Raw genomic sequence first — 15,340 nt, forward strand, 5'->3', positions numbered from 1 at the left:
GCGCCGATGGGCTAGGTTTTACCCGTTCGAGGTAGTTTCCCCCCGCGGTGAGGTGAATCAGGTGTCACGCCAGAGTCGAGGTGTTCGCTGATGGTGCGTCCACCGACGTCACGTTCGGTTGTTCCCGGCGCAGGACGGCTGGGACTGGTCGAATCCACCGCGCCCACCGACCTCCGCACGCTCGGATGGGTGGACGAGGACAGCCTCGAACTGTTGTGGTCGCTCTCGCGGGCAGCCAACGCCGACCTCGCGCTCCGCACCGTCGTCCGGTTGAACGATGCACTCGGTGACAAGTTCGCCGAGTTGGACTCCGCACTGCGGACGGACAAGGGTCTTCGCGGTCGGCTCTTCGGGTTGGTGGGTGCGTCGAGCGCCCTCGCGGACCACCTCGTCTCCGATCCGCAGTCGTGGCGCCTGCTCGCCTCGCCCGACGGCAAGTCCACCGGTCGGATAGACCTGCCGAGCAAGCAGCAGCTCACCGAACAGTTGCTCGCAGCGGTGCAGGCTAGCCCGGAGACCGGGGAACATGCGTCCCCCGAACTGTATCGAGCGTCCGTCACCGGACCGGAAGCCGTTGTCGCGCTGAGGAAGACCTACCGCGACCAGGTGATGGTGCTGGCGGCCGCCGATCTGGCCGCCACCGTCGAGAACGAACCCGTTCTGCCGTACCAGCTCGTCGGCAATCAACTCTCGGACATGGCCGACGCCGCCCTCACCGCAGCTCTCGCCGTGGCCATCGCCACCGCCTGCCCGGACAAACCGTGCCCCAGCCGCATCGCCGTCATCGCGATGGGCAAATGCGGTGCCCGAGAACTGAACTACGTCTCCGACGTCGACGTCGTGTTCGTCGCCGAACCCGCGGATGCGACCGCCAGCCGGATCGCAGGCGAAATGATGCGAATCGGCTCGTCCGCGTTCTTCGAGGTCGACGCTGCGCTGCGCCCCGAGGGCAAACGTGGCGAACTGGTGCGGACACTGGATTCGCACGTCGCCTACTACAAGCGCTGGGCCAAGACGTGGGAGTTCCAGGCGTTGCTCAAGGCACGTCCGATGACCGGAGACATGGAACTCGGGCACAGCTACGTCGCCGCGTTGAATCCGATGGTCTGGCTGGCGTCGCAGCGAGAGGACTTCGTTCCCGAGGTTCGGGCGATGCGCCGTCGGGTCGAGGAAATGGTCCCACCGGAACTGCGCGAACGAGAGATCAAACTCGGACGTGGCAGCCTTCGCGATGTCGAGTTCGCCGTGCAGTTGCTCCAACTCGTGCACGGCCGCACCGACGAGTCGTTGCGCGTGCTGGGGACGACCGATGCGCTGACGGCGTTGACCGACGGCGGGTACATCGGCCGCGACGATGCGGCCAATCTCACTGCGTCCTACGAGTTCCTGCGCCTCATCGAGCATCGCCTGCAACTGCAGCGGATGAAGCGAACACACACCTTGCCTCCGCCCGACGACGAGGAAGCATTGAGGTGGCTGGCACGGGCCGCGCACATGCGGCCCGACGGCAATCGAGATGCGCTCGGTGTGCTGGCCGCGGAGATCAAGCGCAACGCGCAGCGGATCCGCAGGCTCCACGCGAAACTGTTCTACCGGCCGTTGCTCGACTCGGTGGTCCGATTCGACTCCGACACGGTGCGGTTGACGCCCGACGCCGCGATTCGGCAGCTCGCAGCGCTCGGATACGCGGCACCGGAAAATGCACTCGGGCACCTTCGCGCGTTGGTCGGTGGGGGAGCGCGGCGCGGTCAGATCCAAGCGGTGCTGTTGCCGACGTTGTTGGAATGGCTCGCCGACACCCCGGACCCGGACGCTGGGTTGCTCAACTATCGTCGACTGTCCGAGGCGGCGAGCGAGCAGACGTGGTTCCTGCGCACTCTGCGCGACGAGGGTGCTGTGGCGCAGCGTCTGATGATCGTGCTCGGTTCGTCCGCATACGTCCCGGAACTGCTGATCAAGGCGCCCGAGGTCATCCGTCTGTACGCGGACGGTCCCAGCGGACCACGTCTGCTCGACGCCGAACCCGAGGAGACGTATCGCGCGATCCTGTCGTCGTCGGGACGCTACGAGGACCCGGTCCGTGCAATCAACGCCGCACGCGCTCTGCGCCGTCACGAACTCGCTCGCGTCGCCTCCGCGGACATTCTCGGCATGCTCGACGTGCCGCAGGTCTGCCGGGCACTGTCGTCGGTGTGGGCAGCAGTCATCAACGCGGCTCTCGCCGCGGCCGTTCGGTCCAGCGTCGCCGAGCGGGGCGAGCCGGCACCGGCAACGCTCGCGGTCATCGGAATGGGGCGACTCGGCGGCGGTGAACTCGGGTACGGCAGCGACGCCGACGTGTTGTTCGTGTGCGAGCCGGCGGAAGGTGCCGACGACAGCGCTGCCGTCAAGTGGGCCAACGGCATCGCCGACAAGATCCGCAAACTGCTCGGAGCGCCGAGCACCGACCCGCCGCTCGAGGTCGACACCGGCCTTCGTCCCGAAGGTCGCAACGGCCCCGTGGTTCGTACGCTCGCCTCCTACGAGGCGTACTACGCCCAGTGGGCGCAGGCATGGGAAGTTCAGGCGCTTCTGCGTGCTCACCAGGTCGCGGGTGACGAGGACCTCGGCATCCGGTTCCTGCTGATGGTGGACAGGATTCGCTACCCGGAAGGCGGGGTGTCTCAGGACGCTGTCCGCGAGATCCGACGGATCAAGGCGCGCATCGACTCCGAGAGACTGCCCAAGGGCGCCGACCCTGCCACACACACCAAACTGGGCCGCGGCGGGCTGGCAGACATCGAGTGGACCGTGCAGCTGATCCAGCTGCGACATGCACACGACGTCAAGTCATTGCACAACACGTCCACGCTGCAGAGCCTGGACGCCATCGGTGCAGCAGAGCTGATGAGCGAAACCGATGTCGAATTGCTGCGCGAAGCATGGATTCTCGCGACGAAGGCCCGCAACGCGCTCGTCCTCGTCCGTGGCAAACCGACCGACCAGCTGCCTCGACCGGGCCACGTGCTCTCCGCGGTGGCCAAGGTCGCCGGCTGGGACAACGGCGACGCCGGAGCCTTCCTCGACAACTACCTGCGAGTGACGCGTCGCGCCAAGGCAGTGGTGGAGCGGACCTTCGGAGCGTGAAGGCCCGCCCGTCCGTCACTGCGCGGTGACGAAGCCCTCCGACACCAACCAGTCGCGGGCGGCGTCGGCGGGCTCGATGCCCTCGACGTCGACCTGCCGGTTGAGTTCGGTCATCACCTGATCGGTCAATTTCTCCGAGATCGGTGCCATGACCTCGGCGACCTGTGGGTGCGCGTCGGCGAAGGCCTTTTTCATCACCAGGGCCGGATTGTACTTGGGGAAGAACGCTCGATCGTCCTCGAGCAGAACCAGATCGAGGGCGATGATGCGCCCGTCGGTGGTGAACACCTCACCGAACTTGCACTGTGTTCCGTCTGCGGTGGCCTGGTAGATGATGCCGGTTTGCAGGATCTGGCGCGGCGCGGCACCGGGGTCGAACTCGTACTTCGCGGCCATGCCCGGATATCCGTCCTGACGGACGTTGAATTCGGTTTCGACGCACGTGGTTGCCGCTGCCGGGTCGGTGCGGACCAACTCCGCGTAATCCGACAGGGTGCGGATCCCGGTCTGCTCGGCTGTCTGCCTGTTCATCGCGAGGGCATAGGTGTTGTTCATCGGGGCGGGCACGGCCCACACCATGTCGTTCGCTTCCAAGTCGGCATCGCGGACTGCTTCGTACTGCTGCTGCGAGTCGGGAAGCGGAGTTTCGTTGCCCAGGTAGTTGATCCACCCCGTTCCCGTGTACTCGTACGTCAGATCGATCTGACCGGCGAGCTGCGCCTCCCGGGTGCTGTTGGACCCTTGGATGTTGGTGAGGTCACGGACATCGGCGCCTGCCGCGGACAGTGCGAATTCGATGATGTAGCCGAGGGTGATCTGCTCCGTGAAGTCCTTGGATCCCACAGTGACCTTGACGCCGTCCAGCTCCGGGACGGGCTCGATACTGCCGGGGCCGACGGCCAGAGGCAGAGCGCCTCCGGATTCGAGGCCGCACCCGGTCATCAGTGCGCCGCACAGGGCGACGGCAACGGCGGTCCGTCTCATGCTCGTCGTTCTTCTCATCGCAGTCCCCGAGGTCCGAGGAACTGCTCCGCCAATGCGCCCAGCCAGTCGATGAACAACGCGAGCGATACCGCCAGCACTGCACCGACGACGAGAGTCACGTTGTCGCGCAACTTGTATCCGGTGTCGATGAGAATTCCCAACCCACCTGCGCTGACGAGGAAACACAGCGTCGCGGTGCCGACCGCCAGGACCAGCGACGTACGAAGACCAGCCAGAATGTAGGGAACGGCCAACGGGAACTCGATTCTGCGCAGCACCGTCATCGGCGACATGCCCTGGCCTCGACCGGCGTCGATCAACGTCCGGTCCACTTCCTGATAACCCAGAATCGTGTTGCGCAGCACCGGAAGCAACGAATAGAAGGCGATGGGCAGCACACCGATCCAGAATCCGGTCTGTCGCGTGGCGAGATAGAACAGGACGAGCAGGCCGATGGCAGGAGCGGCGGCACCGATGTTGGCGATGCCGACGAAGAACGGGGCAAGCTTGGTGTACCCCGGTCGAGTGAGTACCGTGCCCAACGGAACTGCCAACGCAACGACGATGACGACCACGGCCGCCGTGATCAGGATGTGCTGCCAGGTCAGAGTGAGAATGTTCGAGACGCTGATACTGCCCTGCTGCGTCGCCGTGAGATCACGACTGAAGGCCCAGATCAGCACGCCCGCGACCAGCACCACGACGAGCGCCGGTTGGACCAGCAGCCGAATGCGCTCGGCGCGTTTGGATGCGCCGCGCTCCGAGGCACCCTCGTCGGGTTCCGTTTCCATGTCCGGCGCCTCGGGCGTGGACGTCGTCCGTTCTGCCGTGGTCATGACTGGCTGACCTGTTCTTCCTGGTCGTCGTGATCGTGCTCGTGCGCTTCGCGCATCTTCTGCAGATGCCCGACGAGCGTGTCGATGGAGATCAGACCGACGTATTCCCCGCGTGGGCCGGTGACCACCGTGGACGCCGTGCTCTCGGCGAGCAGTGCTTCCAGTCCGTCCTGCAACGTCGACTGGATGGAGACGAGTTCGCCGATCGGAACGCCGACGCCGCGCAGCGACGATGCCGTCGCCAGATGACCGGGGGAGACCCACCGGAGCGGGCGGTTCCGGTCGTCGAGAATCAATCCCCACTGCCACTTTCGTGACGAGATCTTGGTGCGAATGTCGTCGACCGGATCGGATTCCCTGGCCGTCGGGCATTGCAGCAAGCGGACGTCACGAATTCTGGTCAGTGTCAACTGTTTCAGGGAAGCATCCGCACCGACGAATCCGGCGACCGTGTCGTTCGCAGGGTTGGCGAGAATGGCCTCGGGCGTGTCGTACTGCATGATCGACGACTGGTTTCCGAGTACCGCGATCCTGTCGCCGAGCTTGACCGCCTCGTTGAAGTCGTGCGTGACGAACACGATGGTCTTGCCCAGCTCACTCTGCAAACGCATCAACTCGTCCTGCAGCAGACCTCGGGTGATGGGGTCTACCGCACCGAACGGTTCGTCCATCAGCAGTACCGGGGGATCGGCGGCCAACGCGCGTGCGACGCCGACACGTTGCTGCTGGCCACCGGACAACTGCCGCGGGTACCTGTTTCGGTACGTGTCCGGGTCGAGTCCCACGAGATCCAGCATCTCGTCGGTGCGCTCGGAGATGCGTTTCTTGTCCCAGCCGATCAGGCCAGGGACTGTCGCAACGTTCTTCGCGATGGTCATGTGTGGAAAGAGACCGGCCTGCTGGATCGAATAGCCGATTCCGCGTCGCAGTTCGTCGGCGTCGATGCTCAAGGCGTCCTTGCCGTCGATGGTGATGGTTCCCGACGACGGCTCGATCAAGCGGTTGATCATCCGCATGGTCGTCGTCTTACCGCATCCCGACGGACCGACGAACACGACGGTCTCGCCGGCGGGAACCGTCAGCGACACGTTGTCGACGGCGGCCGTGTCCTGACCGGGGTATCGCTTGCTGACCGAGTCGAGCACGATGTCGACTCCCGAGACGTGCTGGTTGGTTGAGTTAGACACGAAGACCCCTCGAGGTGGTGAGCTTGCCGACCAGGACGAGGATGCCGTCGAGGATCAGAGCAAGGATGACGATCAGAACTGTTCCGACCAGTGCTTGCGGGACAGCGTTGGGGCTGCCGACGCGCGAAAGTCCGGAGAAGATGAGGTTCCCGAGCCCCGGGCCCTTCGCGTACGCAGCGATCGCGAGGATGCCGAAGATCATCTGGGTGCTCACGCGCATACCCGCGAGGATCGACGGCCAGGCCAGTGGCATCTCGATTCGTGCCAGAACTCGCCCTCGGTTCAATCCGACGCCCTTGGCGGCGTCCGTGACCGCCGGGTCCACCGAAGCGAGCCCGATGATGGTGTTCCTGATGATGGGAAGCAGTGCGTACAGCACCAGTGCGGTGATCGTCGGCGCGACGCCGAGACCCAGGATAGGAATCAACAGGCCCAGGAGGGCGAACGAAGGAATGGTGAGCACGGTGCTCGCCAGTGCTGTGGCGATTGCCGAGCCTGCAGGGGAGCGGTACACGAGCACACCGATCGCGACCGCAAGAATCGTTGCGATGACGATGGATTGCACCACCGCCGAGACGTGAAGGTACGAGTCGGTCAGCAATTGTTGCCGCCTGACCGATACGAAATTCCAGAGCGTGTCCATTGTGGTGCTGCCACCCTCTTTTCCCGTTCACCGGTCTTTTTCGGTGACGACGGACAATCCGACCCATCGAGAATGGCTTGACGAGCGTGATGGCAAACCTTTTTTCAGAAAGTCGTTACCTTCCGTACACACGAAACCGCCCGCCCTGCGTGAACGCAGGACGGGCGGTTCGGTGTTCTGGACGAGCGCTTACGCGCAGATCACACGTCGTAGTAGAGCTGGAACTCGTACGGGTGCGGGCGCAGGTTGACCGGAGCGATTTCCTGCTCACGCTTGAGCGAGATCCAGGTCTCGATGAGGTCGGTGGTGAAGACGCCACCCTCGGTCAGGTACTCGTGATCGGACTCGAGGCGATCGATGACGGCGTTCAGCGACGTCGGTGCCTGAGGAATGTTCTTGGCCTCCTCGGGCGGCAACTCGTAGAGATCCTTGTCGACGGGAGCGAGCGGCTCGATCTTGTTCTTGATTCCGTCGAGACCGGCCATCATCTGCGCGGCGAAGTTGAGGTACGGGTTGCCCGAGCTGTCCGGTGCACGGAACTCGAGGCGCTTGGCCTTCGGGTTGTTGCCCGTGATCGGGATACGCACGGCGGCGGAGCGGTTGCGCTGGCTGTACACGAGGTTGATGGGAGCCTCGTAGCCCGGCACCAGGCGGTGGTAGGAGTTGATCGTCGGGTTGGTGAAGGCCAACAGCGACGGAGCGTGGTGCAGGATGCCGCCGATGTAGTGGCGAGCCAGGTCCGACAGTCCGGCGTATCCGGCCTCGTCGTGGAACAGCGGCTTGCCGTCCTTCCACAGCGACTGGTGAACGTGCATGCCCGAGCCGTTGTCACCGAAGAGAGGCTTCGGCATGAACGTCGCCGACTTGCCGTGCTTCCATGCGGTGTTCTTCACGATGTACTTGAACAGCTGCAGGTCGTCCGCGGCTGCGAGCAGCGTGTTGAACTTGTAGTTGATCTCGGCCTGGCCACCGGTGCCGACCTCGTGGTGACCGCGCTCGAGTTCGAAGCCTGCGTTCTGCAGGTTGGTCGAGATCTCGTCGCGCAGGTCGACGTAGTGGTCGTACGGTGCAACGGGGAAGTATCCGCCCTTGGGGCGAACCTTGTAGCCGAGGTTGGGGCTGCCGTCGGCGTTGGCCTCGACACCGGTGTTCCAGGAGCCCGACACCGAATCGAGCTCGTAGAACGCACCGTTGATGCCGGAGTCGTAGCGAACCGAGTCGAAGATGTAGAACTCGGCCTCGGCGCCGAAGTAGGCGGTGTCGGCGATGCCGGTGGAGACCAAGTACTCCTCGGCCTTGCGTGCGACGTTGCGCGGGTCGCGGCTGTAGCTCTCACGCGTGAACGGGTCGTGCACGAAGAAGTCGATGTTCAGAGTCTTCGCGGCGCGGAACGGATCGACCTGCGCGGTCGTCACGTCGGGGAGAAGCATCATGTCCGACTCGTGGATGGACTGGAAGCCGCGGACGGACGAACCGTCGAAGGCCAGACCGTCTTCGAAGACATCCTTGTTGAACGCCGACGCCGGGATGGAGAAGTGCTGCTGGGTGCCGGGGAGATCCGTGAAACGGATGTCCACGTACTCGATGTTCTCGTCGGCGATGAACTTGATGACCTCTTCGGCCGTGGTGAACGCCACGCTTTTACTCCTTTGTCGAATTCCGTCGACCTGCACGTTATGGACCTGGTGTTGCCCACCAGTCAAGGCTGTGTTTCGCCCGTGTTACACGTCGTGCTCTCTGCATGTAACCGTGAGCGACGACGCACTGCGTCGTGCTCTCCCGAACACACTACGGTGACGGTGTCCGGGTCGGTCCCGCGCGGCGCCTATCCTGGAGTGCATGGCACGAATGACAGGTTCCTGGTTGTCCGGCCCGAACGCGGCGATGCCCGACGACGGAACCGAACAGAACTTCCCCGGGGAACGCCTCGGTCTCCCGCAGGACGGACCGGGTGCGGTTGCGGGACTCGGTCGACGAACTCTCGCGCTCCTGGTCGACTGGTTCATGTCGATGGGCATTTCCGCACTGATCATCAGCGTCACCGGTATCGGACAGTCGATGTCCACCATCACGCTTCTGGTGTGGTTCGTCCTCGGTGTTGCGTCCGTCAGCATCTTCTCGTTCACACCTGGACAGTTGATCGTCGGGATTCAGGTGGCCCGCGTCGACGCCTCTGCTCGAGTCGGCTTCGTCCGAGCCCTCGTCCGCACGTTCTTTCTCCTGTTCGTGTTCCCGGCCATCATTTCCGACCACGACGGCCGGGGCATGCATGATCGCGCCACCGGAACAGCGATGCTGCGCGGTCGGTGACCGCGCAGCATCGTCTTGGAGATATTGTTCGATCGTCAGCGGCGCTTGATGGTGCGCTGAACGCCCTTCATCTTCGCTCCACCGGGAATCGGGCCCTTCGGCATCGCCGGCCCACCCTTCGTTCCCAACGCCGACAGACGCGATTCGATGGTGTCCATGCGCTTGCTGTCGATGTTGTTGGGAAGCTTCGCCAGGTACTTCTGCAGGCCCGACAGCGGAATCTGATTGTCCCCGTTGCCGATGACGATGTCGTAGATCGGGGTGTCTCCGACGAGGCGGGCAGTCTTCTTCTTCTCCTGAGCGAGAAGTGACTTCACGCGCTGAGGGGCGCCTTCGGCGACGAGAATGACACCCGGCTTGCCGATCACCCGGTGGACAGCGTCCAGCTGGGTGGTCCCGGCGATCGCGTTGGTGACGCGCCACGAGCCACGAAGGTTGTCGAGCGCCCAGGCAGCCGCACCGGCCTGGCCGTCGGCCTTCTTGTACACCGACTTCTGGACACGACGCCCGAAGATGATGAACGCGGCGAGCACGCCGAGGAGCAGACCGAACGGCAGCAGGAACCATTCGATACCGATGATCAAACCGATCAGAAACGCGATGACCGTGATTCCCACGATCGCGCCGATCATCAGCGGAAGAAGAGCCTTGTCTTCCTTCCGCTGCATCTGGAACGCCTGCCACAACTGACTGCGACGTTCTTTCGACGCCTGCTTCCGAGCGGCCTTCGCTGCTGCTTTCGCTTCTTTGCTGGGCTTACCTGCTTTGCCCGCTTTACTGCCGTTCGCCATGCTTCACAGGATACGTCCCGACATCCCGTCGTCATGCATCGCGCCGGGAGTGGATCAGCGAGCCGCCAGACGCGCCATCAGAGAACTGGCTTCCTGCGACGCTTCGCCGCCCTCGACCAGGTGCGCCATGCTCGCCGGCAGCTCACGTCCATGGTGCTGCATGGCCTGCGCGTACAGACGCCCGGCGCGGTACGACGAACGGACCAACGGACCGGCGAGAACACCGGCGAAACCGATCTCGGTGGCGTAATCGGAGTGCTCGACGAACTCCTCCGGCTTGACCCAACGCTCGACCGGGTGGTGCCGCGGGGAGGGACGCAGGTACTGCGTGATCGTCAGGATGTCGCATCCGGCCTCGTGGAGGTCGCGGATCGCTTCCTGGACCTCTTCCGGGGTCTCACCCATGCCGAGGATCAGGTTGGACTTGGTGACGAGGCCGTCGTTGCGCGCCGCGGTGATGACGTCCATCGACCGCTGGTACCGGAACGCGGGCCGGATTCGCTTGAAGATGCGGGGGACCGTCTCGACGTTGTGCGCGAGCACCTCGGGACGTGAGGAGAACACCTCGGCCAACTGCTCGGGGCGAGCGTTGAAATCCGGAATCAAGAGCTCGACGCCGGTGTTCGGGTTCAGCTTCTTGATGTAGCGGACCGTCTCCGCGTACAGCCATGCGCCGCCGTCGGCCAGATCGTCACGAGCGACGCCGGTGATGGTCGAGTACCGCAGACCCATCGCCTGGACACTTTCCGCGACGCGGCGGGGTTCGTCGCGGTCGAGATCCTCCGGCTTGCCGGTGTCGATCTGGCAGAAGTCGCAGCGGCGGGTGCACTGCTCACCGCCGATCAGGAACGTCGCCTCGCGGTCTTCCCAGCATTCGTAGATGTTGGGGCATCCGGCTTCCTCGCACACCGTGTGCAAGCCCTCGCGTTTGACCAGCCCCTTGAGTTCGGAATACTCCGGACCCATCTTGGCCTTGGTCTTGATCCAGTTGGGCTTGCGCTCGATCGGGGTCTCCGCGTTTCGGATCTCGAGGCGGAGTAATTTGCGTCCTTCTGGGGCCACAGTCACGGTTTCGATGCTACGCGCCGAACTTCACGGTGGTGAACTGCGGGTTGGTGGAGACTTGTACCACATCGGGGCGCGCTACTGGGTGTTCGCTGACCAGCAGAGACCCGTCGAGAGCAGCGGTGACCGCGTCCACGACCGCAGCAATCACGTCGTCGACGGTCACCTCGCGGCCCAGCTCGCTCGTGAGGGACGTGACGCCCGCGTCGGCAATGCCACACGGGACGATGGCGTCGAACCCGGACGTCGAGGAATTGCAGTTCAACGAGAACCCGTGCAGCGTGACGCCGCGCTGCACGCGAACGCCGATGGCCGCGATCTTGCGCTCGGGCAGAAGAATTCCGTCTCGGACCTCGGAGGCGAGCCACACACCCGATCGCCCGTCGATGCGTCCGCAGTCGATGCCCAGATCCGTGCACACGGCGATCAGAGCCTCCTCGACACGACGGACGTACCGCACGACGTCGATCGGCTGCGCCAACTTCACGATCGGATAGCCGACGAGTTGGCCCGGGCCGTGCCAGGTGATCTTGCCGCCGCGGTCGACCTCGATGACCGGCGTACCGTCTTTCGGGCGATCCTCGGGCGACGTGCGCCGTCCCGCGGTGTACACCGACGGATGTTCCAGCAGCAGCAACGTGTCGCGTCCGACACCCTCGGCGCGCATGTCCGCGAGTGCGCGCTGGCGATCCCACGCGACGAGATAATCGACCGTTCCGAGCCGGGACACCTCGATGGAGTCGGAACTTTCGCGTGCGGACACAACACCTTCGGTCATAACCGTCGACGTTACGCCGACCCTGCGCGCGAACGGAATCAGCTCCCGACGGCCGCGCGCAGCGCCTCGCCGACAGTGTTGTGTTCGAACGTGAACCCGGTGTCCTCGAGGACCTTCGGGATGGCTCGCGGGCCGGTGAGGATAGCTTCCTCGGCGAACTCGCCGATCACCAGACGAAGCGCGAATCCGGGAACCACCCAGGGTGCCGGTCGCTTGATCGCTCGCGCAAAGGCGCTGTTGAACTGAGCATTGGTGACCGGAGCCGGACCCACCATGTTCACCGGACCGCGCACGGCGTCGTTCTCGATGCTGTGGATGATCCCGCCGATCTCGTCCTTCAACGAGATCCACGGAAAGTACTGACGCCCGCTACCCAGACGACCGCCGAGCGCGAGCAGATACAGCGGGCGCAGTTTGCCCATCATCCCGCCGCGGCGCGACAGGACCACTCCGCTCCGGAGCATCACCGTCCGTACCCCGCCGGCGACGGCATCGGCCGTCGCGAGTTCCCAGTCGCGGCACACTTCGGCGAGGAACCCCTCGCCGACACCGTCCGATTCGTCGACGATGCGATCGCCGGTGTCGCCGTAGAAGTTGATGCCACTGGCGTTGACGAGAGTCGGGATCCCGTGCTCCGCACAGGCACCCGCCAACACCTCGGTGGGCGTGATCCGGCTGTCGCGGACCTCCTGCTTGTACGCACCGGACCACCGCTTGTCACCGATGCCGACTCCGCAAAGATTCACCACGGCGTCACACGAGCGAAGTGCACGCTCGTCGACCGTTCCCGCCGGAGGATCCCACTGGAATTCGTCCGGCCCTGCCGGTGCGCGACGCACGAGGCGGGACACCTCGTGACCTCGTCCGCGCAACGACGCCACCAGGGCGGTACCGATCAATCCCGAAGAACCTGCAATGACGACGCGCATGGTGTTCGACGCCCCTCTCGACGGTTTCGGGGCGCCACCCGCAGTGCGAGTGGCGCCCCGATTGTGTGGTCTACCCCGATTGTTCGAGGACGATCACGTCCGGAATGTCTGGTACCTCACGATACAGACACAGCCGCGCTCGTGTCGGATCAGATACCCAGGTCCGCCTCGAACGAAGCATCTTCCAGACGCTGCTTGATCGTCGTCAGGAAACGACCGGCATCCGCACCGTCGACCAGGCGGTGATCGTAGGTCAGCGGCAGGTAGACCATCGAACGAACACCGATGGACTCGTTGCCCGCCGCATCCTTCACGACGACCGGACGCTTGACGATCGCGCCGGTACCGAGCATCGCAGCCTGCGGCGGAACCAGAATCGGCGTGTCGAACAACGCGCCCTGGCTACCGATGTTGGTGATGGTGAACGTGCCACCGGACAGCTCGTCGGGCTTGAGGCCACCGGAGCGTGCACGCGACGCGATGTCGGCGATGGCGCGAGCCAAGCCGGCCAGCGACAGATCGCCCGCGTTGTGAATGACGGGCGAGAGCAGACCCTGATCGGTGTCCACGGCGATACCGAGGTGGACATCGGCGTGGTACGTGATCTCCTTCTTGTCCTCGTCGATGCTGGCATTGACGTTCGGGTGCGCCTTGAGTGCCTCGACGACCGCCTTCGCGAAGAACGGCAGGTACGTCAGGTTGACACCCTCGTTCTTGGAGAACGTCGACTTCGCCTTCGTGCGGAGCGCAGCGATCGTCGTGACATCGACCTCGAACGTCTGCGTGAGCTGAGCCGTGGTCTGCAGCGACTCACGCGTCTTCTTCGCCGTGATCTGACGGATGCGGTTGATCTTCTGAGTCGTACCGCGAAGGTGAGCGAGCTCGGGGCGAACGCCTGCGGTAGCCGGAGCCGCCGGAGCGGACGCGGCAGCGGGAGCCGCGGCCGGCGCCTCGGCCTGAGCGGGAGCCTTCTTCGCTTCCGCTGCGGCGAGCACATCCTGCTTGCGGATACGCCCGCCGACACCGGTGCCCTTGACCTCGGAGAGGTCGACATCGTTGTCCGCGGCGAGCTTGCGCACGAGAGGAGTCACGTACGGAGTCGCGTCACCGGACGGTGCGGACTCCTGCTTCTTCGGAGCTTCCTGCTTGGGAGCTTCCTGCTTGGGAGCTTCTGCCTTCGGGGCTTCCTGCTTTGGGGCTTCCTTGGGTGCTTCCTGCTTGGGTGCTTCCGCGACCGGCTCGGGCTTCTTCTCCGGCTCGGGAGCCTTCTCGGGCTCGGGGGCCTTCTCCGCCGGTGCACCGGACCCGATCACCGCGAGCTGACCACCGATCTCGACGGTGTCGTCTTCCTCGGCGTTGATCTCGAGCAGCGTGCCTGCGACGGGGGACGGAATCTCGGTGTCGACCTTGTCGGTGGAGACCTCGAGCAGTGGCTCGTCGACCGCAACCTCGTCGCCGACCGCCTTCAGCCACCGCGTGACGGTTCCTTCGGTCACGGACTCGCCCAGCTCGGGCATCTTCACCGGGGTGCCCGAGCCGCTCGAGTCGGACTTCGCAGCGGGAGCCGCGTCCTCTGCCGGTGCCTCTTCCTCGGCCTGAGGCTCGGGCTCGGCGGCCGGTGTGGGCTCTTCCTCGGCTGCCTCGGGCTCTGCAGCGGGCGCGGACTCTTCGCCTGCGTCGCCGATCTGCGCGAGCTCGCCACCGATCTCGACGGTGTCGTCTTCCTGAGCCACGATCTTCGTCAGAACGCCAGCAGCGGGGGACGGGATTTCGGTATCGACTTTGTCCGTCGATACTTCGAGCAACGGTTCGTCGACCTCGACGGTGTCGCCCTCCTGCTTGAGCCACCTCGTGACAGTTCCCTCGGTGACGCTCTCACCAAGAGCTGGCATCTGGACGGAGAAGGCCATGTCTGTTGACTCCTCGACAGTTGTATGCGGGTAAATTCAGTTCCTACGACTTGTGGTCGCAGAACAGTGTGTGGAAACCAGTGCTGAAACTATTGTGCTGGCGCTGCAAGGTTCGCGGACGATACTTGCGTTAATTGCGACGAGGTGGTCGACGGACGTCCGCGCCAGGGCGCCCGAACCGGATGTGGCGAGACGGTTGGCCGAAGACGATCGGCTGACTCCAGCTGGCACCTCTACGCCCTTCCATCCGCGATCGGCAATCTTTCTCGACAACGAGAGAGTTGAACCCTCTACCTTCATCCTTCCATCCCTCGGCGTCGCATGTTCCCCGAGGGCTGATCTCGGACTGGCAAACTGGTGAGTAACACGAAGTGCGTGATCCGCGACGACAGAATGACGCACCGATGACAGGAGTCAAGCAGTGGGCTTGTTCGATCGTTTCTCTCGACGCGGCACTGGAGGTAGACGAGCCAAGGAGGGCTCGACCGCGCAGTACCTCGCGGACTGGACCGCGGCCAGGATCGGCGTCGAGGCGTACGTGGAACCGAAGACGACAGTGACTCCTGTCACTGTGGTTCTGGTAGCCAACGACGGCGAGTGGACGCGCCGTGCCGTCGACGAGCGCGATATCCGAAAGATCGGCCCGGACCTGAAGATTCCCGTCTACGACGTCCGCAAGACCCGCTACCCCCAGCGCATGCGTGACTACGACGCGCGGCAGAAGATCCTGCGCAAGCGAGCCGAAGGTATGTGAGTGGAAATGTAGGCGGTCTCAAGCCGT

General features: G+C 64.3%; 13 protein-coding genes. 3 read left to right on the top strand and 10 right to left on the bottom strand.

Going from position 1 to position 15,340, the window contains the following annotated elements; translation table 11 throughout:
• The first annotated feature begins 90 nt into the window (after nucleotides 1-90).
• Nucleotides 91-3,126 carry a bifunctional [glutamine synthetase] adenylyltransferase/[glutamine synthetase]-adenylyl-L-tyrosine phosphorylase gene (locus tag CH289_RS20605; protein WP_019665996.1) on the top strand — a complete coding sequence of 1,012 codons (3,036 nt, stop codon included), beginning with the start codon at nucleotides 91-93 and terminating at the stop codon, nucleotides 3,124-3,126.
• A 15-nt stretch (nucleotides 3,127-3,141) separates the two neighbouring features.
• On the opposite strand, the gene CH289_RS20610 is transcribed toward CH289_RS20605, so the two are convergent.
• The 5 genes from CH289_RS20610 to glnA form a co-directional block, all read right to left on the bottom strand.
• Nucleotides 3,142-4,110 (bottom strand): glycine betaine ABC transporter substrate-binding protein, encoded by a 969-nt coding sequence (locus CH289_RS20610; protein WP_037160278.1) that lies wholly within the window; start codon nucleotides 4,108-4,110, stop codon nucleotides 3,142-3,144.
• Between the two features lie 14 nt (nucleotides 4,111-4,124).
• Complete coding sequence (locus CH289_RS20615; protein ID WP_051104930.1) at nucleotides 4,125-4,901, bottom strand: ABC transporter permease; 777 nt, start codon at nucleotides 4,899-4,901, stop codon at nucleotides 4,125-4,127.
• Nucleotides 4,902-4,942: 41 nt separating this feature from the next.
• The gene (locus CH289_RS20620; RefSeq protein WP_027498843.1) at nucleotides 4,943-6,133 is read right to left on the bottom strand and encodes an ABC transporter ATP-binding protein; all 1,191 of its coding nucleotides are present in this window, start codon (nucleotides 6,131-6,133) and stop codon (nucleotides 4,943-4,945) included.
• Entirely contained in the window at nucleotides 6,126-6,776 is a 651-nt protein-coding gene (locus tag CH289_RS20625; RefSeq protein ID WP_019665992.1) for an ABC transporter permease, read from the bottom strand. The genes CH289_RS20620 and CH289_RS20625 overlap by 8 nt, the downstream gene beginning before the upstream one ends.
• Nucleotides 6,777-6,976: 200 nt before the next feature.
• Entirely contained in the window at nucleotides 6,977-8,413 is a 1,437-nt protein-coding gene (gene glnA, locus CH289_RS20630; protein ID WP_019665991.1) for a type I glutamate--ammonia ligase, read from the bottom strand.
• A 202-nt stretch (nucleotides 8,414-8,615) separates the two neighbouring features.
• Here glnA and CH289_RS20635 point away from each other — a divergent pair, with 202 nt between their 5' ends.
• Nucleotides 8,616-9,086, top strand: a complete 471-nt coding sequence (locus CH289_RS20635; RefSeq protein WP_019665990.1) for an RDD family protein — start codon at nucleotides 8,616-8,618, stop codon at nucleotides 9,084-9,086.
• 35 nt (nucleotides 9,087-9,121) lie between these two features.
• Here CH289_RS20635 and CH289_RS20640 read toward each other — a convergent pair whose 3' ends face one another.
• From CH289_RS20640 to sucB, 5 genes are all read right to left on the bottom strand, one after another.
• On the bottom strand, nucleotides 9,122-9,877 hold the full coding sequence (locus CH289_RS20640; RefSeq protein WP_019665989.1) for a DUF4191 domain-containing protein: 756 nt from the start codon (nucleotides 9,875-9,877) through the stop codon (nucleotides 9,122-9,124).
• A gap of 54 nt (nucleotides 9,878-9,931) precedes the next feature.
• Nucleotides 9,932-10,945 carry a lipoyl synthase gene (lipA, locus tag CH289_RS20645; RefSeq protein ID WP_026347929.1) on the bottom strand — a complete coding sequence of 338 codons (1,014 nt, stop codon included), beginning with the start codon at nucleotides 10,943-10,945 and terminating at the stop codon, nucleotides 9,932-9,934.
• A 10-nt stretch (nucleotides 10,946-10,955) separates the two neighbouring features.
• Nucleotides 10,956-11,720: a lipoyl(octanoyl) transferase LipB gene (lipB, locus tag CH289_RS20650; protein WP_094728448.1), complete on the bottom strand. Its 765-nt coding sequence runs from the start codon at nucleotides 11,718-11,720 to the stop codon at nucleotides 10,956-10,958.
• 38 nt (nucleotides 11,721-11,758) lie between these two features.
• On the bottom strand, nucleotides 11,759-12,649 hold the full coding sequence (locus tag CH289_RS20655) for a TIGR01777 family oxidoreductase (protein ID WP_019665986.1): 891 nt from the start codon (nucleotides 12,647-12,649) through the stop codon (nucleotides 11,759-11,761).
• 149 nt (nucleotides 12,650-12,798) lie between these two features.
• Nucleotides 12,799-14,559: a 2-oxoglutarate dehydrogenase, E2 component, dihydrolipoamide succinyltransferase gene (gene sucB, locus CH289_RS20660; RefSeq protein ID WP_094728450.1), complete on the bottom strand. Its 1,761-nt coding sequence runs from the start codon at nucleotides 14,557-14,559 to the stop codon at nucleotides 12,799-12,801.
• Nucleotides 14,560-14,980: 421 nt separating this feature from the next.
• Between sucB and CH289_RS20665 the strand changes: the two genes are divergently transcribed.
• A complete protein-coding gene (locus CH289_RS20665) occupies nucleotides 14,981-15,313 on the top strand; it encodes a hypothetical protein (RefSeq protein WP_019665984.1) in 333 nt (110 codons plus the stop codon).
• The last annotated feature ends 27 nt before the right edge of the window (nucleotides 15,314-15,340 follow it).

The organism is Rhodococcus sp. RS1C4 (genome assembly GCF_002258225.1).
Taxonomy (GTDB): Bacteria; Actinomycetota; Actinomycetes; order Mycobacteriales; family Mycobacteriaceae; genus Rhodococcoides; species Rhodococcoides fascians_E.

Excerpts from the sequence above, each read along its gene's own strand:
- CH289_RS20615 (WP_051104930.1), bottom strand. The coding sequence starts at position 4,901 with ATGGAAACGGAACCCGACGAGGGTGCCTCGGAGCGCGGCGCATCCAAA.
- CH289_RS20625 (WP_019665992.1), bottom strand. The coding sequence starts at position 6,776 with ATGGACACGCTCTGGAATTTCGTATCGGTCAGGCGGCAACAATTGCTG.
- CH289_RS20640 (WP_019665989.1), bottom strand. The coding sequence starts at position 9,877 with ATGGCGAACGGCAGTAAAGCGGGCAAAGCAGGTAAGCCCAGCAAAGAA.
- CH289_RS20635 (WP_019665990.1), top strand. The coding sequence starts at position 8,616 with ATGGCACGAATGACAGGTTCCTGGTTGTCCGGCCCGAACGCGGCGATG.
- sucB (WP_094728450.1), bottom strand. The coding sequence starts at position 14,559 with ATGGCCTTCTCCGTCCAGATGCCAGCTCTTGGTGAGAGCGTCACCGAG.
- CH289_RS20610 (WP_037160278.1), bottom strand. The coding sequence starts at position 4,110 with ATGAGACGGACCGCCGTTGCCGTCGCCCTGTGCGGCGCACTGATGACC.
- lipB (WP_094728448.1), bottom strand. The coding sequence starts at position 11,720 with ATGACCGAAGGTGTTGTGTCCGCACGCGAAAGTTCCGACTCCATCGAG.
- CH289_RS20655 (WP_019665986.1), bottom strand. The coding sequence starts at position 12,649 with ATGCGCGTCGTCATTGCAGGTTCTTCGGGATTGATCGGTACCGCCCTG.
- CH289_RS20605 (WP_019665996.1), top strand. The coding sequence starts at position 91 with ATGGTGCGTCCACCGACGTCACGTTCGGTTGTTCCCGGCGCAGGACGG.